Origin of the sequence: Fluviispira sanaruensis, from assembly GCF_004295685.1 — a bacterium.
Taxonomy (GTDB): Bacteria; Bdellovibrionota_B; Oligoflexia; order Silvanigrellales; family Silvanigrellaceae; genus Silvanigrella; species Silvanigrella sanaruensis.
Genome location: NZ_AP019368.1, coordinates 2,867,501 through 2,887,666 on the forward strand (window position 1 = coordinate 2,867,501; position 20,166 = coordinate 2,887,666).

18 protein-coding genes and 1 rRNA gene (1 of these 19 running past the window's edge) are annotated in these 20,166 nt (G+C 35.1%); 12 read left to right on the forward strand and 7 right to left on the reverse strand.

The annotated features are described in order from the left end of the window. Positions 1–791 (reverse strand): 16S ribosomal RNA (locus EZS29_RS11995); it reaches 746 nt to the left of the window's first position. A gap of 399 nt (positions 792–1,190) precedes the next feature. On the opposite strand from EZS29_RS11995, the gene EZS29_RS12000 reads away from it, so the two are divergent. Together EZS29_RS12000 and EZS29_RS12005 are read left to right on the forward strand one after the other, a co-directional pair. Next, positions 1,191–1,916, forward strand: a complete 726-nt coding sequence (locus tag EZS29_RS12000) for a 4-hydroxy-tetrahydrodipicolinate reductase (protein ID WP_130610965.1) — start codon at positions 1,191–1,193, stop codon at positions 1,914–1,916. 153 nt (positions 1,917–2,069) lie between these two features. Next, entirely contained in the window at positions 2,070–2,675 is a 606-nt protein-coding gene (locus EZS29_RS12005; protein ID WP_130610968.1) for a hypothetical protein, read from the forward strand. Here the strand turns inward: EZS29_RS12005 and EZS29_RS12010 are convergent, their stop codons facing one another. After that, entirely contained in the window at positions 2,676–3,317 is a 642-nt protein-coding gene (locus EZS29_RS12010) for a hypothetical protein (RefSeq protein WP_130610971.1), read from the reverse strand. A 166-nt stretch (positions 3,318–3,483) separates the two neighbouring features. Here EZS29_RS12010 and EZS29_RS12015 point away from each other — a divergent pair, with 166 nt between their 5' ends. The 5 genes from EZS29_RS12015 to EZS29_RS12035 all read left to right on the forward strand — a co-directional run bounded on the left by EZS29_RS12015 (position 3,484) and on the right by EZS29_RS12035 (position 9,256). Next, on the forward strand, positions 3,484–4,257 hold the full coding sequence (locus EZS29_RS12015) for a hypothetical protein (protein WP_130610974.1): 774 nt from the start codon (positions 3,484–3,486) through the stop codon (positions 4,255–4,257). A gap of 64 nt (positions 4,258–4,321) precedes the next feature. Beyond that, entirely contained in the window at positions 4,322–5,872 is a 1,551-nt protein-coding gene (locus EZS29_RS12020; protein ID WP_130610977.1) for a response regulator, read from the forward strand. 33 nt (positions 5,873–5,905) lie between these two features. Beyond that, positions 5,906–6,706: a DUF6588 family protein gene (locus tag EZS29_RS12025; RefSeq protein ID WP_130610980.1), complete on the forward strand. Its 801-nt coding sequence runs from the start codon at positions 5,906–5,908 to the stop codon at positions 6,704–6,706. A 176-nt stretch (positions 6,707–6,882) separates the two neighbouring features. Next, a complete protein-coding gene (locus EZS29_RS12030) occupies positions 6,883–7,212 on the forward strand; it encodes a hypothetical protein (RefSeq protein ID WP_130610983.1) in 330 nt (109 codons plus the stop codon). 31 nt (positions 7,213–7,243) lie between these two features. Beyond that, entirely contained in the window at positions 7,244–9,256 is a 2,013-nt protein-coding gene (locus EZS29_RS12035) for a SpoIIE family protein phosphatase (protein ID WP_130610986.1), read from the forward strand. A gap of 4 nt (positions 9,257–9,260) precedes the next feature. On the opposite strand, the gene abc-f is transcribed toward EZS29_RS12035, so the two are convergent. Then, entirely contained in the window at positions 9,261–11,210 is a 1,950-nt protein-coding gene (gene abc-f, locus EZS29_RS12040; RefSeq protein ID WP_130610989.1) for a ribosomal protection-like ABC-F family protein, read from the reverse strand. Positions 11,211–11,236: 26 nt separating this feature from the next. Then, a complete protein-coding gene (locus tag EZS29_RS12045) occupies positions 11,237–12,118 on the reverse strand; it encodes an alpha/beta fold hydrolase (protein WP_130610992.1) in 882 nt (293 codons plus the stop codon). 135 nt (positions 12,119–12,253) lie between these two features. Here EZS29_RS12045 and flgG point away from each other — a divergent pair, with 135 nt between their 5' ends. From flgG to EZS29_RS12070, 5 genes are read left to right on the forward strand one after another with little or no spacing between them, the layout of a single operon-like run. Then, complete coding sequence (gene flgG, locus EZS29_RS12050; protein ID WP_130610995.1) at positions 12,254–13,039, forward strand: flagellar basal-body rod protein FlgG; 786 nt, start codon at positions 12,254–12,256, stop codon at positions 13,037–13,039. 16 nt (positions 13,040–13,055) lie between these two features. Continuing rightward, entirely contained in the window at positions 13,056–13,850 is a 795-nt protein-coding gene (locus tag EZS29_RS12055; RefSeq protein WP_130610998.1) for a flagella basal body P-ring formation protein FlgA, read from the forward strand. Then, positions 13,837–15,120, forward strand: a complete 1,284-nt coding sequence (locus EZS29_RS12060) for a hypothetical protein (RefSeq protein ID WP_130611001.1) — start codon at positions 13,837–13,839, stop codon at positions 15,118–15,120. Before EZS29_RS12055 ends, EZS29_RS12060 begins: the two co-directional genes overlap by 14 nt. Positions 15,121–15,147: 27 nt before the next feature. Then, a complete protein-coding gene (locus tag EZS29_RS12065; RefSeq protein ID WP_130611004.1) occupies positions 15,148–16,224 on the forward strand; it encodes a flagellar basal body P-ring protein FlgI in 1,077 nt (358 codons plus the stop codon). Between the two features lie 14 nt (positions 16,225–16,238). Continuing rightward, a complete protein-coding gene (locus tag EZS29_RS12070; RefSeq protein ID WP_130611007.1) occupies positions 16,239–16,721 on the forward strand; it encodes a rod-binding protein in 483 nt (160 codons plus the stop codon). Between the two features lie 17 nt (positions 16,722–16,738). Here EZS29_RS12070 and EZS29_RS12075 read toward each other — a convergent pair whose 3' ends face one another. Genes EZS29_RS12075 through EZS29_RS12085 form a run of 3 tightly spaced genes read right to left on the reverse strand, consistent with a single transcriptional unit; the run spans position 16,739 to position 19,836 of the window. Continuing rightward, entirely contained in the window at positions 16,739–17,113 is a 375-nt protein-coding gene (locus tag EZS29_RS12075; protein ID WP_130611009.1) for a hypothetical protein, read from the reverse strand. After that, a complete protein-coding gene (locus EZS29_RS12080; protein WP_130611012.1) occupies positions 17,110–18,066 on the reverse strand; it encodes a hypothetical protein in 957 nt (318 codons plus the stop codon). The genes EZS29_RS12075 and EZS29_RS12080 overlap by 4 nt, the downstream gene beginning before the upstream one ends. A gap of 54 nt (positions 18,067–18,120) precedes the next feature. Then, positions 18,121–19,836 (reverse strand): hypothetical protein, encoded by a 1,716-nt coding sequence (locus tag EZS29_RS12085; RefSeq protein ID WP_130611015.1) that lies wholly within the window; start codon positions 19,834–19,836, stop codon positions 18,121–18,123. Positions 19,837–20,166: the final 330 nt, after the last annotated feature.

Here is a 20,166-nt window from a genome sequence, read left to right on the forward strand (position 1 = left end):
GGTATCTAATCCTGTTTGCTCCCCACGCTTTCGTTCCTCAGCGTCAGTATTTAGCCAGGTGGTCGCCTTCGCCTCCGGTGTTCCTGCTGATCTCTACGGATGTCACTCCTACACCAGCAATTCCACCACCCTCTCTAAAACTCAAGAAAAACAGTCTCAAATGCACGTCCCAGGTTGAGCCTGGGGATTTCACACTTGACTTGTCTTCCCGCCTACGAACCCTTTACGCCCAGTAATTCCGAACAACGCTTGCACCCTTCGTATTACCGCGGCTGCTGGCACGAAGTTAGCCGGTGCTTCTTACTCTGGTACCATCAAATGTGAGACTTATTAACTCCCACACCCTTCTTCCCAGCCGAAAGAGCTTTACAACCCGAAGGCCTTCATCACTCACGCGGCGTTGCTGCGTCAGGGTTTCCCCCATTGCGCAATATTCCCCACTGCTGCCTCCCGTAGGAGTCTGGACCGTGTCTCAGTTCCAGTGTGGCTGATCGTCCTCTCAGACCAGCTACCCATCTTCGCCTTGGTGGGCCGTTACCCCGCCAACAAGCTAATGGGACATGGGCTCATCCTTTGGCAACCGGCCTTGCGGTCCCGGCTTTTCCAAAAACCTTTCGGCTTTTGCTTATGCGGTATTAGCTACAGTTTCCCGTAGTTATCCCACACCATAGGGCAGATTCCCATGCATTACTCACCCGTGCGCCACTAAGGTATTGCTACCTCCGTTCGACTTGCATGTGTTAGGCACGCCGCCAGCGTTCGTTCTGAGCCAGGATCAAACTCTTAGCTCTAATTACTTACTCCATAACTCGCGTTATGAAGATTTTTTTTCTTTTGACGGCTCGTCTTTTATCTCGAGCCCCGAAGCTTCCTTCTCTCTCGACTTGCGCCGATTGAGTCAAAGCCTCTAAGGACCCGCACTCTGTTTCTGCTCTCTTCTCTTGTCAAATAACTTTACCAGTTATACTGAGTTGTTAGACTGATTTCTCAGTTTCGCTTCCCGCTGGTAAGGGATGTAGCTACAGAAACCAGGATCACTTGTCAAACTTTTCTGAAAAGTTTTTTTTAAATAAAATTTTATTATGTATTTTCAAAGACTTAAAACTGCATCAATCCGAAGCTTTGAAAAAAGCGAAACTCGTTATATTCTCCTCACTGGTCTAGAATATGTTAATTTATAAGGACTTTTTATGTATATTGGTTTGATTGGAGCGACTGGTCGATTAGGAACTCTCACAGCTGAAATTCTCGATCAAGACAATGCATCCTATGTTAAGATTTCCCGTGCAATGCTAGCAAGCGTTGATAATTTCAGATCTTTGTTATCAGATCTTCCATCCGATTTGCTTTTGCTCGATATGAGCCTGCCAGCAGGAACATTAAATTTATGCAATATAATTAATGAATTAGATAAAAATCCCCTTGAAAAACTGTGCGCTCTCGTAGTAGGTACCACGGGCCACAACATGAAAGAAAAAGAAGCCATTCAAAAGTGCTCGGCAAAGATACCAATTTGCATGGTCTCAAATTTTTCCAAAGGTATATTCTTATTTGAACAGCTCTTAAAAGCAAAAACCTCATCAGGTCTTAGTGTAAGCGAACTTGCTCGAAGACTCGGGTTTGATCTCTCAATTCATGAGATCCATCATACGCAAAAGAGAGATGCTCCCAGCGGAACAGCTATTACCTTGGCCGATGCTTCTTCAGTGAATCATGAAAGAATTTCTTCTTCTCGGGTAGGAAAAGTTGTTGGTGAACATAGTCTTATACTCAGTCATAATAGTGAAAGTCTGCAAATCACGCACACAGCACATTCGCGCAGACTATTTGCAGAAGGAGCTCTTGAACTTTGTAAAAATATATATAAAAATCGACCAAAGCCTGGTCTCTTGAACACGGACGATTTTTTTATTTAATAGACTTGAACTTTAGAAGTCATTGCATAAAAATTTAAGCTAAACTATATCTTCGCTGGGATTATCCCAAATGACTAGATACAACAAATGCTGACTTTTAATAAAGCAATTTGTAAATCTTACACTCTCACTCATTTAAGTTGTGGTTGGTATATGGAAACATTAGTACTCATATTTAGAATTTTATTCATTGTTATTGCATCTCTTACAAGTATAATTTATATCCTATTACAGCTCTATCAAAAATTACCTAAAGTAAAACTAAACTTTGTCTTAGCTGATTATATTGTATATTCGATAGTGAGTGTTATTTTTGGTTTTGGTACCGACTCATATTATGGTCTATTGGCTTTTATTCCATTATTACTTGCAAAGATTGCTGCAAAAAGTTGGATTGTGCCAAATCGAATCAGTGGCTCTGGTTTATGGATTGAACTCGATTGGAAAAAACTAACTCCTAAAGGTTTTGATCGAAATGTTTCCAAACAAATTCTTGATGAAATAAATAAGATGCTGAGTAGCACACCAAATGACACACATTTTATTATTCCGCGCATTTATGCTCGAATTGCTATCGCTTTTATGATGCGTAAAATGAAAAAAGATAATAAAAAAATGCCCGCAGGATTAACCGCTCAACAAAAAGATATGGGTATGAATCAATTTACGACATTAGCACAAAGTATATTATCGCTTGAAGTTGGAAAGAGTGAAAAGAAAGATCTTCATATTGGTATACTTAGAATCACACGCCTTTAATTAAGATTTATCAGGTAAATCAAAAAACCATTTCTCTTGCCCGTCTTCTTTCTCAAATCCAGCAATCAAAACCGAAGGAATAACATCATTTTCAGATGAAATTGAGAGTATTTTTTCAAATTCAACACATTTATTAGCTGGGATATGGGTTCTAATCCATTCGCTCAGAGAATTAAAAGAAGTGCCGACAAGAATGATAGATGGATTTATTTCATTGCTTAGCAATTTGCTCAGATCATTAAGAGCATCTTTTAAAGTGCCAATTTCTGGTTTCGAACTCGCGTGTCTATCTAATCTTTCATCAACACAAACTGGCAGAGCAATTCTATTAGCAAGAATCTCGGTCGTTTTTAGACTTCGCATTTCATTCCCAGCTAAAAGCAAAAGCTGTGGAAATAGTCGGATCGATGCTTGTATTGCTTGTGGGAGTGATGCGGGTTCTTTGAATGATTTCCATAAAATATCCTCATTTAAAGATTTTGCTCTTGCTTCTAAGGTGGATAAGAGATCCAAATGAAGGCTATCCTTCAAAAATGTAAATATTGTTTCAGAGAGAGCTTCAGCTCCCTGTTCTCCAGTACGACTCAAATATTGGGGAGCTCCTGCTTCACCCTGAGTAAAAAATAAAAACAGTGATTTCATATAACCCTTCCTGAAAGTCAATTGCCACAAATGATCATTAGGATTTAACTCTCGCCACAGTCAAGCCTATGTAGTATGTTAGTGATGGAAATCACAATACCTTCTATAAGTTGGATTTTTGTGCAAAATAAATATAATTTCGCAATAATATGTTTGAGGTTCATTTATGAATAATAAAATTGAGTTTGAAAACCATTTTTCAGCTCGTGTTCTAGAAATATTCTTTCCAGAAGGATACCATATACATTCAGAGGAAGATATTTCAAATTTAAAAAAAGCATGGGTTGCAAATTTAAAATCATGGCATTCTCCTTATACATGTTTATTTGATCTCAGAGATTTTCATATATTTCAAGAACAAATACCTGCTTTTGAAAATATGCTTAAATTTTTTAAAAATTTTTTTATGCGTAAAATTATTGGATTTTATGATGATGAATCTAAAAAACCGAATCTTAAAATTGAAATTATATTTGGCTATGAAGAAGCTATTAAACTTACAGGATTAGCTCGAGGCAGAGGAATTCAAAAAATTAAAGGAGATTTACGCAGTGCAATTCAAATCGATAATGATTTTAATGCGCATGTAATGGAAATTAATTTTGCCGAAGCTGTTGATTTTGTCACGGCAGCTGACATTCAGGTATTAAAAGCAAAATTACAAAATATTCTAATGATGTGGCATACACCGTATAGCGTTATGTTTAATTGTGTCAACTGCACTTTTAGTCAAGATGCGTATGTTGAATTTACAAAAGTAGAACGATTCTTAAGAGGATTTTTTTGTAAATCAATAATAGGTTACGCTCCCAAAGCAGACAAAGAATCATATCCATTTATCACATTCCGATCTCGCCATCTTGCAGCAGCGTCACTTGAAAACAGCGGGATTGAATCGGGTGAAGTGGCAAACTGTTCAACACGTAAAATTGGCACATAAATTTCTGGAAAACAGGTTAAACTGAGAGCATCCTAGTTTTGCTTAAGCAAGGAGCTCAAATTATATGAATGATAATTTATCTGACAATGAAATTCTTCGTGCTTTCGTAACAAATTCAAAACAGAAGATCCAGGAACTCAATGGAGTAGCAACTATTTTAATGAAAGAGGGGCCAAAACCTGAATTTTTTGATGCAATTTATCGAGCTAGTTCAGCAATTAAAAACTTTGCTGCAACCTGCAATCAAAACCAAATTGTATATTATATCGTAAGCGTTATTGATGTTCAATTTAATCAATTACGTCTCGAACGGAAAGAAATTACAGAGACAGTTAAGCATGAAATCAAAGAAAATATTCAAAATTTAAAAGATATGATTTTAAAACTTTCAAATGATAATTCAACTAAAGAAGCAGAAGATGAAAGTTATAAAGACATAGGTGAAAATCAACTCGAAATGTTTGTTGCAATTGGTCAGTTAAGTGTCTGGAGTTTTCACGACATGATGAATGCTTTTGCAAAAATACATGGATACACGGAACTCCTCGATGATATCGTTCAACATATCCCAAAAACTTTTTCGCAAGTTCACAGCGAGCTGCATGTCGTAAAAGAAAAGCTCATTTCAAATACCGAATATATGACAGGAATTATCAATCGTATTCGTTCATTACGTGGTAAAACAAAACTTATAATGAAAGAACATAATATTCGGAGTATTGTGCAAAAAATTCAAGATTTAACTCAACAACCTCGCAAAACATTGCAATGGTCGACTTTGCAAATTCCTAGCGTAAATGTGCAAGTCGATTATATTATTTTTGAGCAAATGTGGGTTCATCTGTGGCGCCTTCTCACTGAGTGGCAGATTCCAGGAAAATTGCTCCAATCATTGTGTCTTGGAAAAATTGAAAAAAATAAACACCCAGGCAATCCTAAATTCAAAAATCAATTAAATTTATATATTTGGCTTGAATCAAACGATAATTCCAAAATAAATCCTGAAGAAATAAATTACAACAATAAAACTGAGCATTCCGATATAGCTAATATCTTTTTGTACACAGCAAAAACGGCAGAACGCATTCAATGCGAAGTTTTATATGGAAAAACATCGGAAGGCGTTCCACTATTTAAAATTTCACTTACCTGCGACGATATTTTACATGCTGTCTCCGAAGCAACGGGTAATACCGTTCCCCAACCATTGCATGCAACCGATGAAAATAAAAATTTAGTTCCATTAAAATACGTTCTTATAGTTGATGATGAAAAAGATTTACGTTCAATATTAAGTCTTAAAATTAGTAAACTTGGCTATGGTGTTTGCGCTGCTTCTACAATTCAAGAAGCTCGAGAATTAACTAAACAAAAAGACATCAAACTTATTTTATCTGATTTATATTTAAATAATGAAAGCGGAATTGAATTAATGAAAGAATTTAAACAAAGTTTTCCATCTACACCATTTATATTTATTACTGGTGCAGATGCAGATGATATACCAAATTCTATCATGGAAATTATGACAAAGTATTCTTCAGGATTTTTAGCAAAGCCAATTTCTAATCAAACTTTAAAGGACATGCTTGATAAAAATTTACCGCTCATCTAAGAAGTAAACGGTATTGTATGGAAAGGAATTAAAATGTTTTTTAAAGATAAAACCTCACAAAGAAAATTAATGTCGATACTTAGCGTATCATTTTCTTTGTTTATGTCTCATAAAATTTTTGCAAGTTCTCTCGATTATCAATTTACGGCTCAACCTTCCCAAAGTGACTACGACAATATCGTACGCCCGATTGTAAATTCTACACGTTTTCAATTTATGTCTTTTCCTGGAGCATCATCTGGTAGAATATTACCACTCTCGATCTCAGTTGGTGCAGGAGCGACTTATTTTGATGTTGCCAGTTCAACCAAAACTTCTTTAAGTAACTACACTAATGGCAGCGCTAATTTTCCCGCATCAATAGTTTATCCTCGTATAATTGCTCAATTGGGTATACCATTTGGCCTAGATGTGGCATTAAATTATGCGCAAATACCAAATAGTAACATTGAATTATCAGGGATCGCTTTACAATATGCATTTAAACCAAAACTAATACCTCTATCTTTTGCTTTGCGAGCAGGATACACACAAATTGCAAATTATGCTCCATTTACAGCATCATCTACAAATGCAGAATTATTAATTGGCTTAGCTGTTCCATTTCTGAAACCTTATCTTGGCGCTGGAGCAAATTGGTCAAACGCAAGTACAAATGCAGATTTTACAAGCAATGGTGTTACCGTTCATGTTTCACAAAGTTCTGCGTGGACAGAGTTTTATGGCATGGGTGGCCTTCATGTTACCTTTATTCCGTTTATAGGAATTGATTTTAATGCTCAAATTTCGAGCTCTCAAACAATTTATAATGCAAAACTTTCATTAGATATTTAATCCCACAAATTCTTTATAATAAAAGTCAATTCAAATAAATATAAGGCATTTCTTGCCGCATTAACTATTTAACTGATGCACCGATCAAATATGAAGCAATAAAAGAGCCCCAGCAAAGGAATCTTTTATTCCAAAGAAACAAGAAGTTTCTTTGTCTATGCCAGGAGGCAACTATTATGATCTTTTTTACGTTGCAAAAAAAATTGCGTGAACTTGTGACTTCAAATTGCACATTATTATGGCTTGAAGGAGCGAAGCATGAAAGGGTTTTGAAAATTAAATTAACAGGAAATAAAGTTATTTTAAACTTGGCAAACGAAACAACACGCGTAATAGCTTTTGAACGCTATGCTTGCACATCTGTCGGATTACAATTTTGGTTTCAAGGAAAAGCAGGAGTTTTATATAAATGGGAACAAGTACAGAAATCAGGTGGCTATGACAGCATGCATAAAGAACAAAATTTACCGGATGATGAACCACCTCCACCCAATGTTGCTGCTTAAGTAAAAAGGGTATTCTAATTTTGGGGTTTTTATGAGGTTAACTGCAAAAATACTTTCATGGATACTAGGATCAACATTAGTAGTCATGCTTACTTTTGCAAGTTTAGCTATTTATATGCTTGAAAAAAATTTGAGAGCAGAAGCATTAAATTCACACAAACTTATTTATACATTATTCCTACCATCAGTAACACGTTACCTTTGGGAATTTGATATATCAGGAATCAGAGAGACACTTTCAAATATTATCGAAAATAATTATGCTTATAAAATCTATATTTTTGATTCTGATTCTTCACTTGTAACATACTTAGGAAAGGATACAAAAAACAACAAAATAATAAGTAATTTCGATAAAAATAAAGAAAGTGAAATAAAAGAAATTATCACTCCAGAGAAAATGAAATTTTTGGAAAATAAACTCTTAAAAAGGGAAGAAAGTTTTTTATATCAAGATAATCTCCCAAATGAAACTTCGAGAATAATCGGCAGTATGATTCATCGAAAAAAAGCAAATGCGGATCCAAATGTTATCGGTTACTTTGTTTTAGATTATTCCACTTCGAATATTGCTAATGCAATTCGTGCTATGATCCGCAATGTCGTATTTCTGGCTTTAGCAATTACAGTCATGATCGTTTTTTCTATAGGACTTCTCTTAAGAAAAACTTTAATCAATTCAATTTTAAGGCTCAGCCAAGCAAGTTTAAATATATCTCGAGGAAAATTTATTAAAATTCCAGAGAGACTTGGCAGTCGCGATGAAATGAAAGATCTTGTCAAAAACTTCAATATAATGAGCTCACAAATTGAGGAAAATCAAGATAATCTCAAAAATTTAGCAGAAGAAGGTATGAAGGTTTCCAGTACCTTTTCTATAGAAGACCTTGGAAAGCAGTTGTCAGACTCTCTTGAAAAAATTGCAAAAAGAAAATTGAATACTGAGTTTTATGTTATTCATTATTTATTACAATTTACGTCTACCGAAGGTTTTCATGAAATATTAAAAGCTGAAGAAACAGGTGAAGATAATTTTTTAGCTTTAGATAATATTGAAGGAGAACCTCTCGGTAGAAAAAGATTTTATATTAAAGACAATGGTACAGGAGAAGTGAGTGCAATAATTCAAATTCATGATATTCGTCAGGTCTATCAATTCTCTTACAATGCAGCAGAATCTGTATACAGTGCTATCAGGGCTCTCCAGATTAGCGTATCAAATGCACTAGATAATATTCGATTTATAAAAGAGCAAAAGGAGCAACAAAGACTTATTGGTGAGCAAGAAACTGCTAGACTCGTTCAAAATAATCTAATGCCAAAGTATGATTTCAGAGTGATAGGAGATTTTGAATTAGCAAATCATTTTGAAGCTGCTGATAAATGCGCTGGTGATTGGTGGAATTATTATAAATTAACTAATGATAGACTGTTACTTTTATTAGGAGATGTGACTGGTCATGGAACCGCAAGTGCTCTCTTAACCGCAGTTGTTAAAGGGTACTGTGATTCCATACACACACAACCGTATATAACAACAAAAGCGATCCTATCTCAACTCGATTCTGTGGTGCGTAACAGTGGTGATGGTAATAAAGTCATGACTATGTTTGCTGCTGTACTCGATCCTGTAAACAAGACTATCGAGTTCTCGAATGCAGCACATAATTTCCCCATAACAATTAAAAAGAAAAAAGGTCAAAATACCTTGTCAAAACTCATTGCTCAAGGCAAACCTCTTGGCTTTGATATGACTCCAACAGCAGAACAATCATCTCAAATTTATGAGCAAAGAAATGTGGCACTCGAAAATGGTGATGCAATAATTATATATTCAGATGGTTTAATTGAGGCTCTAAACGATAATGGTGAAGAATTTAGTGAAAAAAGATTAAAAATGATCATATTAAACAATGCAAACAGCAATGTCACGGATATTAAAAATGAGATCATAAAAGAATTCAGAGATTTCACTTTTCCTAACAAACTTATGGATGACGTTACTTTTATAGTCTGTCGTTACAATAAAATAGAAAATACTTAATCTATTATGTCAAATCACTCAGTTTCTCTTCAATTCCAAGCCAATCTTCTTCAGCTTTAATTAATAAAGATTTAAAATTTTCATGTTGTTTATTTAAGTCTGTAAGACGTTTATAATCATTGTGATCAACACTTTCCATTTCCGAAGTAATATTCTTTATTTTCTCGCTAATATCAAGAATATCTGCATCTATTTTTTCTTTCATTTTTTCAAGCTTTAATTTTTCTTTTTTGTTTTCTTGCTGTTGTTCTCTTGAGTTATCAGAAGACTTTGCTTGAATTGGCTTTGTATATTCATCAGATATTTTTGCAACTTCTAAACTTTTATCTGGGCTTAAGATATCAGGGAAGCCAGATAATGGAGCTAATCTTTCATAATCTTCAAGTTTTCCTTCAAATAAGGCAAAGCGTCCGTCATTGGTCATAGCAAAAACATGTGTGCATATGGAGTCTATAAAGTTTCTATCATGACTCACAAAAAGTACAGTGCCTTCATAATCATCAATGGCTTGCGCTAAAATTTCAGCACTTGACATATCTAAGTGATTTGTAGGTTCATCTAATAATAAAAAATTTGCTTCTTGTAGTAAAAGGCAGGCAAGTCCCACTCGACTCTTTTCACCACCCGATAAAACTTTTACAGGTTTGAAAACATCGTCACGTCTAAACAAAAAACTTCCCAACAGACTGCGGGCACGTCTTTCTGAGACGTGAGCAGAACTTCTCATAACATTTTCTAAAATACTTAATTTTTCATCAAGAATATCTAACTGATCTTGAGCAAAAAAAGCTAAAGAAACATTGTGCCCCAATTCAAAACTACCGTCGTATGGACGAATATTTTCAGATATTGTTTTTAATAAAGTTGATTTCCCAATTCCATTTGGCCCTATAATTGCAATTTTTTGTCCTCTTGTTACTTTTAAATGAATATCTTTTGAAAGTACTTTATCATAACCTATACTGAGTTTTTCAATTGTTAATACTTCCTTACCACTTGCAATAGTTTTAGGTAAAGAAAAAGAAATTTCATCCGCAGCATTATCTAGGTCAAATGTACCTTCAAGCTCCTTCATACGTGCAAGCATTTTCACACGACTCTGCGCTTGCTTTGCTTTCGAAGCTTTTGCTTTAAAACGATCAACGAAGCGTTGAACTTCTTCCATTCTTTTTTTCAATCTATCGGCTTGCGCTGCTTCGAGTTCAAGACGATGCTCCCGTTGCTCTAAAAAAGAATCAAAATTTCCTTTGTATGGTGTTAATTTACCATTATTAAGATGCAAAGTAACAGTGGACAAACGATTTAATAGTGCACGATCATGGGAAACAAACAATAATGTTCCCTGAAAACTCTGCAAAAATTTCTCCACCCAAATGAGACTTGGTAAGTCTAGGTGGTTGGTCGGTTCGTCAAGCACTAAAAAATCTGGGTCATTCAAAAAAACTCGGGCTAATTCAAGACGCATTCTCCAACCACCCGAAAGTTCTTTCGGATTTTTGCTGAACAGAAAATCCTGAAAACCGAGACCTAATAAAATTCCTTTCGCACGTGCTTCGAGTGCATATCCACCCGCTTCTCGAAAATCATTTTCAATTTTCTCATATTTTTTATGAACTTCTTCACTATAATTTTCTTCCATTTGTTCAAGAATATGATCGAGCTGTTTTTTGAGTTCCCTTAACTTAATCGCACCATCCACACACTCTTCAAGGAGAGTTGCCTTTGGATGAGCGTTCGGCTCCTGAGGTAAATAACCTAGATTTACCTTTGCTGGTTTTAATATTTGCCCACTGTCTGCTTCATCAATTCCACAGATAATATTTAATAATGTTGATTTCCCAGCACCATTTGGCCCAACCAACGCCACTCTTTCAGCTTCTGGAAAATGATAGGTTGTATTTTGAAATAAGGTTTTTGCAGCGTAACCCTTGGTTAAGTTCTCGATCCGAATCATGAATTAAGTTCCATTTCTTTCTGATTTCAACCACTTTTTTCAATCCATTTTAAAAGATCGGATATAGCTTGTGATCGACATTGTTCTGTTTCATTAAAAATCTCGTGCCCCGCCCCTTCAATGACTTTGAATGAACTGTCATTATGAGAAAAATAGGGTACGCATTTTTTTGTCACTTCAATTTTTACGAGTTTATCATCCGAAGCGGCAACAACTGTGGCAGGGGCTCGGATGAGGCGAATTGCTTGGACAATTTTTTTTTCATCGAGAGCCCCTAGGAAAGTACTTCCCATTCTCGCAGTTATATGGGTTAAAATTAAATGATCATGCCGTGCCGCCTCATTGTTTTCGGGATTGTTGGATAAGGAATTGGGAGGAATTCCAATAGGAGCCACCAAATTGGGAAGAAACTTTGCAACTTTTGTAGCAAGAAATTTTTTCCAAACAGGAATATTTTGCTTAACCCCATAACAAGGCGAACTTAAAAAAAGCGGTGGACAAGAATCTGCCAAATGCGCTGCTGCATAAGTTGCAAGTAAAGAGCCAAAACTGTGCCCAAACAAACCAAAAAAAGAATTCTTTTGTTTTGTTAAACCAAGAATTTCCTTAACATGATTTGTCATAAATATCACGTCTAAAACCATCGCATGTAAATTTTCAGCATCCCCACGTGTTGGTCCGGATTTACCATGCCCTCGGATATCAAAAATTGCAAAGGCAAGATTTTTCGAGCAGACAGCTCTTGCGACATGCGCATAACGTCCACTGTGTTCACCAAAACCATGAACGGCAAGAACGACTCCATCCAGTTTTGACTCTCTCTGTTCTTTTTTTGCAGGAGTGTAAACACGAAAAAAGAGTTCATTTCCATCGAAACTTTTTATATTTTCTGCACGTTCTTGAAACATAATCAAAACTCCCTGCTTCAAAATTTCCTATGGTTAATTAGATAGCTGCAATGTTTTCATACGACTTTCACACTAAAACAATTTAACCTGCAAGAAGAAATAGAAATATTTTGATCCCTACAAAGGAGGCAGCTTATGCTTCGCAGTTTAAATACAGCAGCGACTGGTATGGACTCTCAACAAAGATTGATTGACACACTTTCCAACAATATGGCTAACGTCAATACAATTGGATTTAAGGGGAGTAAAGCCTATTTCCATGATCTGCTCTATCAAAATATTCGCGCTCCGGGTTTGCAAACAACGACAGGAACAATAGCACCAAGCGGGATTCAAATAGGCAATGGGTCAAAACTTGTCTCTGTTGAAAAGTCCTTTGATGAAGGTGCAATAAAAATCACAAACAAAGACACAGATATGGCAATAATGGGCAAAGGTTTTTTTAGAATCCAACTGCCTGATGGCAACATAGCATATACCCGTGATGGTACCTTTCGCCGCAGTGCGGATGGAAGAATAGTCACTTCGGAAGGATTGCCCTTGTTACCAGAAATCGTTGTACCAGCAAATACCTTGCATTTAGGCATTGCTATCGACGGAGTCGTTTCAGCAAAAGTCAGTGGAGAGTATGAGCCACGCAATTTAGGCCAAATTCAATTGGCAAATTTCATAAATCCTGCAGGTTTAAATTCTATGGGACGCAATCTTTACACTGCAACACCTGCTTCGGGAGAAGCTTTAGTGTCAATACCAGGTGAAAATGGTGTGGGCACAATTGATCAAGGTGAACTTGAAACCAGTAACGTTAATATTGTAGAAGAAATGGTGCAATTGATTGTAGGGCAACGCGCTTATGAATTGAATAGTAAAGTCATAAAAACCGGTGATGAGATGTTAGCTTCAACCAATCAAATGAAATAAAGATACTAGGTGAATTATGCTTGCATTGCCTCCACAAATCTATATTGAATATAAAAATTTAGCGAGCGATCAAATTCGTGCAGAAATTCAAAAAGATCTTATCGCGCAGGTTTTAAAAAAAAATGGCTTTGAAGAAAATGTAATTATTGAAAATCAATTACAAAAAAATCCATCGGAAAAAGATTTCATTTTAAATGTCAATTGTCTACAATGTAATTCTTTAGGATCTGAGGAAAATGAAATTATTTTTTCTTCTATTCATAAATCTAACACAAAAAACAACTATACTGTAGAATATACATTTGAAGTAAATTCAAATAAAAATAAAATTTCACTCTGGAAAATTGCTGTTACTGACAAAAAATTAATTTATTATATATCAGCAAAACAGAATCTGCAGGTAAATACAATTTTAAGCGCAAATAACATTGAAATCAAAACGTGTCTCACAGGTGATGATAAATGTTCACTTAAAATGTCATATGTAACTTCCCAAGAGGCAATCGAGCAATTAAAACTTTTTATGAATAAAAAAACGAATAAAGATTTAAAAATAGGCCAAGAGATCGAAATGAAAAATCTATCTCAAGAAATTCTTGTACATACAGGTGAAAAGACCCGAATAAGCTACAAACCTTCAAATGCGCTCACCATACAAACACATGGAAAAGCTCTCTCTAATGGTGGACTTGGAGAAATAATTCGTGTTCAAATAAGTGACTGGTTTGAGAAAAATGCTTCTTTTCGCCCTACGGGGATCATTGAAGGAACAGTGATTGCACCAGGGGAGGTTGAATATGCTATCAAATAATAACACCAAAAATTTTATTCATGATCTCGATTCTATTTGCTTACATGAAGAAGAAGGATATACAGAAACATTGAAAGTTAAAGAACATCGTAATAAAAAAACTAAAAAAGAGGATTTTATTTCTGAAAAATCTGATAAAGAAACAAATGATCAAAATGTGTGGTTTTCAACTATAGATAAATATTTAAATTCAGTAGAGTATGCTTTTGACAAAGGTAACAGTACGAGTAAAAAAGTTTCATCTGCTTTTGATAAAATACCCGAACCAACATCAAAAAAAATTGTTTTACGCCTGACAATTCTTTTTGCAATTATTGCTATGATAATCTTTTTTTCAAGCTGTGCTCCTACCAAAGTTTATGCGCAAAATTTACCCATTCGACCTTTGGTAGGAAATATAAATGGTCCGCAAAATAATATTGATGAGCTAAAAATAGAAAAAAATAATTCAGCAGAAAGTTCTCGTGGGCAAGAGCAGTTATTTATTAAAAGAGAGAATTTATCAATAAAAACAAGGGAAGCAGGATCAACATCAGGAAGTATTTGGACGGACTCCTTGCAACCCAAATCCCTCGCAACAGAATATCAACCCTCACATGTTGGTGAAACGATTACAGTGAATATTCCTGAAGATCTTCAATTTAAAGAGTCTCCTGCTCCTGCACAACCACCAGCAGGAGGTGCTCCCCCTGCCAATGCACCTGCATCGGGGCAAAAATATGATCAAGTAAAATCCATGAAATTTGAAATCGTAGGCTTTGAACCAGGCGGTGACGTTTACATAAGAGGAACAAAAAATTATATAAGTGATACAGGGGAAAGCAAAAACATATTAGTCATGGCAAAACTTCCTCAACGGAGTCTTAACAAATTTGAAGTTGATGCAAAAGAAATCACCCAAATTGCAATCAATGAAAATAGCAATGGACAAAATTCTGAATATACGGCTGCAGGCTGGGATATGACGGTCTCAAGAAAAATTTCTGGATACGCACCTGATATGAATACGACTATTGCTGCTCTTGACGGACAAAAGAAGGAACTGGAGACGCAAAGGAATGCACTGAAAGAGCAGCAAAAAGCCCTCAAAAGTGATGAGGAACGGCTAAAGAAAGACAGAGGGCGCTTGGATGCAGAGATGGCACAAGCTAAAAAGCTTTTAGACTCAGCAACAATAATTGACGGACCTGATCAACAAGGCTCAACTGATGGCAAAGGAAAAGGCAAAGCGGCAGGAAGCGCTGGTGGTAATAAACCCGCTGCAAAATGATTTTGCAGCGAGGTAAAGGAGAGTAAATTGAGAGTTTTATTAAACTTCTCTATGATAGGAAATGCTTTCTTTCTCTTTATTTCGATATTATTTCATGCTCCTTTAACAGCGCAAGAGAATGAACTTCCAGTCAGATTAAAAGATCTGGTTGAAGTCCGTGGCGTAAGAGGCAATTCCCTTTCTGGAATCGGACTTATCGTGGGACTGCAAGGAACTGGCGATAGCAAAGCGAGTCTCGCAACCAACAGAGCAACGTCCACAGTCTTTAAACGCTTGGGTATGACTGTAGAACCCACCGAAGTCATAACAAAAAATATTGCGATCGTTGTCGTAACAGCTGTTTTACCTGCTTTTGCTCGTGTAGGTGACAAACTCGATGTCCGTATTTCAAGCATGGGAGATGCGCAAAGCTTAGAAGGAGGCACTCTTTTACTGACAACTTTGAGTGCAGTGGATGGACAAGTATATGCTACTGCACAAGGAACGATCAGTCAGGGCACTTCGATGGCGGGAGCTGAAGGTGGAACAGGACAAGCTACCCGCGGTTCAACCACAAAAACTGTTTCTTTAACAAACACAGGAACTGTAGAGAAAGAGTTTTTATCCACTTTTATTAGCAATAATAATATCGAATTAAGTTTAAAAAATGCCGATTTTACAACCGCAACACGAATTGCAAAAGCTCTGAATGATACCTTTGGCGAATTCATAGCCGATCCAATCAATGCAGGACTCATTTCAGTTAAAGTTCCAAATAAAGTTACAAGAAACAATCCAAGTTTTAATCCTGTCGCATTTATGTCGATCTTAGAACAAATTAAAGTAACACCTGACTCAATGGCTTTCGTTGTCATCAATGAACGGACGGGCACAATTATTTCTGGAAGCAATGTTGTCATAGAGCCTGTCGCTATCAGCCATGGCCGATTAGAAATACAGGTTGGCAAAAAAAATTATAAAGTGGGTGAAATGCCTGCTGTTACTTCAGTCTCTGACCTCGTCCGTGCCTTAAACAATTTAGGTGCAGGTCCTAAAGATATTGTCTCAATTATTCAAACATTAGAAATTGCAAAAGCCATAAAAGCTCAAATTAAACTCATGTAAAATGGAGATTGGTTATGCGTATTGGTTCTCAAGATATCTTACAAAAAATGAAGAGCAATGCAGATCCATCAATCAATCAACCTTCTCAAACAGTAAAAGATCTATCAAAAAAAGAGCAGAAATTAAGAGATGCAGAAAATGTAGCAAAAGAATTTGAAACTCTTTATATCGATATGATGATAAAAAGTATGCGACAAACTGCAAAGCCAGAAGATGAAAGCAATGCTCACGATATTTTTCAAGGCATGCTTGATGGCGAATATGCGAAAGTTATGGCAGATGCTCAAAGTTTTGGTATACGCGACCTCATATTAAATTGGATGAAAGAAAATGATCCTGAACTCAATCCAAACATAAAATTACCAAACGATAAAGATGGGATTACAGCAACTAAGAAAGAACTCAATAAAGCTTCTGAACTCATGGATAAAATAAAAAATGATTCTTATATGTCGAAATTAGCGATTGAACAATATAAAATGGGAATGGAAAAGTAAAAGTATATTAATCTTGTTCATAGCTCATCAGGCAAATAGAGTTCTTCTCCATTAGGCATCACAGTTATTGTTACGTTCCCTTTTCTGAATATACGTGCTCCATCATCTTTAATTTCAAGTAAAACTCTATCTTTTGGATTTTTTAACCAAGCAACATATTCATGAGGAGAAAGTTCGTTATAATTTATTTCATCTTCCACATCTTTTGGAGCTATAGTTTCGTTTTTCTTAACTTCATTTTTTTGCGCATTATTGATATTCTCATTTTTTAGCAAGTTAACATCTTCGCTCTTTATATTTTCCCGTTCATTTTTTTCCTTAAATACAAAATATACAATCAAAGAAACACATATAAATGACAATAAATAAATTATTTTATTTTTAGCTTTCATTGCCCCACCCAAACTAAATTATCTGAAAAGTCCGTACTTCGAGTTAATCTAAAAACCACAAAATTTTTATAAATAGAATGAATTCCACAGTTATCACTTAAAAACTTTCCATTTAAAAAACATTTATCATGCAATAACTTTGCACTCTTTTGATAGGGGATCATTTTATAATAATCATTGATATAATCTGAGAAGTTTGGCAGTTTTCTCCGTAAGACATCTATAAATAAAAACGCCGTTTCACTTTCATTCCAACTTTCTTTAGGTGACTTTTCTATTACTTCTACAAACTCATTCACAATTTCTGCAGATGCTTGTGGTGAATACATTTGAAAGGCATCAATCCAAGCTAAAAAATTTTTCAGCTCGTTCATTGAAGAGTCTTGTGATTGCGCTGTATACGTTTTCCCGAGAATTCTTTCATATTTTTCATCCTCCGGCCGGCTGGATGCTTTTTCACTTAAGTATTGGTCCAATCCTATAAAAATATAGGTAAATGATAAATCCAAAATAGGCTTTTCAAAGCGACAGTTTTCTTTATTTATTTGGGAAAATTTTAATAAAGAATCTGCATAATATCCAATCTCGTCTCTAAGAAATGAAGTGGGTGTCTCGGGTTTAAGAAATTCCATGAGCATTAATTTATTAGGCAAATCGAGTTGCTTAAGCCACCCCCAAAAACACCCTCGCACAACACTTTGCACAGATGGGTGATAATCTAACGACACGGTTAAATCATTATATTTAAAATGTGTGCCTGTGAATATTTGTTTCAACCAAATATCTGAATATTTCACTTCTTCTGGACTTAATTTTTCATTGAAAGTTGGTAAAAAATAAATTTTATCCATTGACTGTGAAGTTCTGAAACTCCCATAAATATAATTGATTGGTAAGGAGTAAATTTTTACAGTGAATAACAAAAGTAAGATGGTAACAAAACTCTTTTTCATTGTTTCCTCGAGAAAAAAAGCTTCAGAAAATCTCTGAAGCTTTTTTAAAGAATCTTAAAGATTATCTGGTAGAATATTCCCTTCAGGTGAAGTAGGAGCATTTGTATTTCTATTTTCTCCACAACTATTAGCATCTTGTACATTAGCACAGGATTGAGATTGCCGAGCGGCCTGAGTTGCATCCGTTAAAGGTAATGCAGTTGCTTGCTCACCTTCATTGCAAGCTCTGTATGCTTTCACATGCACATTCCACACAAAGCAAATATTGGTTGGAATCGATATATTTACAGAACGTGCATTATTTGAAACAATCTCACGATGTATTTTTAATCCCGATAAAGATGCCATTTCTTGTGCATTTGTTTGCCAATAGTAATTTGGTCTTTGTGCTATTGCACTCACAGCCGACTGCGCCCAACCTGATTGTTGATAAGCTTGGAAAACATTTTGATGGCCATTGTTTTGCGCCGTTCTATCATGAATTTGTCCTTGTTGTTGTTGCATTTGCTGCCAATATTGACTTCTATCTTGCGCTGATAAATTAGATTTTTGCACTTTTAATTTAACAATTTCGCTTTCAAGAGCTTGCGTAGCTGCAATCAATGCTGCTTGAGAATCACCAGAATGAACCGTTATGCGACAATGACTTTGTGATTGAGGACCATTCATAATCATATTAGAAACAGTATTATCATTGAATACAGCGACTTGTTTATTAATAATAGAACGATCTTTAATAATTAATCCAGGACCAAAATCGCAATCAAGAGTTGCATTATATGGATTTATATTTTGCTGTAAAACACCTTTAACGCTAATTGGTGGAATGAATGGAGATAAATTTCTGGCAAATGAAACGGCACCATTCGTAGTTAAGTCAAAGTTGAAAGTTGCTCCCGTAAGAGTTCCTCCTCCTTTTAATGAAGAGAAAATTGGAATACCTGCGCGTTGGCTTTTAACCCCATTTGCATCGTATTGTAATTCAGTTAAAGATTCAAAAGATAAACTCGCAAGTGGTATAACAGAAACTTTAATATTTTGTGCATATTTCGATTTATATGTTTTTATTTTTAAAAGTTCACTATCACTAAATCCACCATAAATATTTCCAGTAATAAGACCACCATTAGAAGAATTTAAATCAACTAATTTTTGATTTAATCTATTATGTCTAGCTGTAACATTTTCGTTTTCATGGATTGGAAAGTGAATTCCTGCTGCTCCAAAAATAGTGGCAATATTATTATAAATTGAGGTTAAAATTCCTTGTGGTAGAGTTTGCTCAAACCCGCTTGCCTTTTTCTCTATTTCAGTTTTCTTTTCAATCGCTTTGTTTAAATAAGTTTGATAAACTTGGATATTTGGATCAGCGGGATTCCTTTTAATTGTTTCATTAATTATATTTTCCAAATCAATAACTGTTTTTCTTGCATTAAAATACTCTTCAGTTGTTAAACTTGAAACTTTAACACTCAAATCTGCGATAACAGACGAACTTGAAACAGCGACGTCATTTTTTAGAAATGTTGCAGATACGCCATCTGCATTTGTCGATGCTTTTAATTTTGGGACATAATAGTACTGATGAATATCTACTTGATCTTGATAAACAGGAATACCAACAACATAATCTATCGCTTGTTTGTCAATTTGTTCCATTGTTTTATCAACAGGCAAAGGAAGAGTTGTGGATTGAAGCTTTGGCATACCAGCATAACTTAGACAAGGAATCATCAGACCAACGACAGAAAGCACAGACAAATTTTTCATACTATTCTCCCTAACTAAAATTAAATAAATAAATACACAGCCCCACAGAAAACAAATTAATATTTAAAATATTTGAAATACCTAGCATATTAAAAATAAAAGATCAATAAAAACTGATTATGATTAAATCAAAAAAATGTTGTAAAATAAATTAAATAATAATAATTTATTTTCTTATTTAATCAAAATAAAAATAAGAATTATGTTAATTTTTTATTCATATTGTTTTAATCATTAAATTAATTAACATTTCAAGATATTCAAAATTTAGTATCTCAGAGAGTCAGAAAAAGAACATCCAATTGCTTTAGCTATTACGAAAAATTGAAT

Coding starts and splice junctions, on each gene's coding strand:
- EZS29_RS12000 (WP_130610965.1), top strand. CDS start 1,191: ATGTATATTGGTTTGATTGGAGCGACTGGTCGATTAGGAACTCTCACA.
- EZS29_RS12020 (WP_130610977.1), top strand. CDS start 4,322: ATGAATGATAATTTATCTGACAATGAAATTCTTCGTGCTTTCGTAACA.
- EZS29_RS12075 (WP_130611009.1), bottom strand. CDS start 17,113: ATGAAAGCTAAAAATAAAATAATTTATTTATTGTCATTTATATGTGTT.
- EZS29_RS12010 (WP_130610971.1), bottom strand. CDS start 3,317: ATGAAATCACTGTTTTTATTTTTTACTCAGGGTGAAGCAGGAGCTCCC.
- EZS29_RS12085 (WP_130611015.1), bottom strand. CDS start 19,836: ATGAAAAATTTGTCTGTGCTTTCTGTCGTTGGTCTGATGATTCCTTGT.
- flgG (WP_130610995.1), top strand. CDS start 12,254: ATGCTTCGCAGTTTAAATACAGCAGCGACTGGTATGGACTCTCAACAA.
- EZS29_RS12005 (WP_130610968.1), top strand. CDS start 2,070: ATGGAAACATTAGTACTCATATTTAGAATTTTATTCATTGTTATTGCA.
- EZS29_RS12070 (WP_130611007.1), top strand. CDS start 16,239: ATGCGTATTGGTTCTCAAGATATCTTACAAAAAATGAAGAGCAATGCA.
- EZS29_RS12030 (WP_130610983.1), top strand. CDS start 6,883: ATGATCTTTTTTACGTTGCAAAAAAAATTGCGTGAACTTGTGACTTCA.
- EZS29_RS12045 (WP_130610992.1), bottom strand. CDS start 12,118: ATGTTTCAAGAACGTGCAGAAAATATAAAAAGTTTCGATGGAAATGAA.
- EZS29_RS12015 (WP_130610974.1), top strand. CDS start 3,484: ATGAATAATAAAATTGAGTTTGAAAACCATTTTTCAGCTCGTGTTCTA.
- EZS29_RS12060 (WP_130611001.1), top strand. CDS start 13,837: ATGCTATCAAATAATAACACCAAAAATTTTATTCATGATCTCGATTCT.
- EZS29_RS12035 (WP_130610986.1), top strand. CDS start 7,244: ATGAGGTTAACTGCAAAAATACTTTCATGGATACTAGGATCAACATTA.
- EZS29_RS12025 (WP_130610980.1), top strand. CDS start 5,906: ATGTTTTTTAAAGATAAAACCTCACAAAGAAAATTAATGTCGATACTT.
- EZS29_RS12055 (WP_130610998.1), top strand. CDS start 13,056: ATGCTTGCATTGCCTCCACAAATCTATATTGAATATAAAAATTTAGCG.
- abc-f (WP_130610989.1), bottom strand. CDS start 11,210: ATGATTCGGATCGAGAACTTAACCAAGGGTTACGCTGCAAAAACCTTA.
- EZS29_RS12080 (WP_130611012.1), bottom strand. CDS start 18,066: ATGAAAAAGAGTTTTGTTACCATCTTACTTTTGTTATTCACTGTAAAA.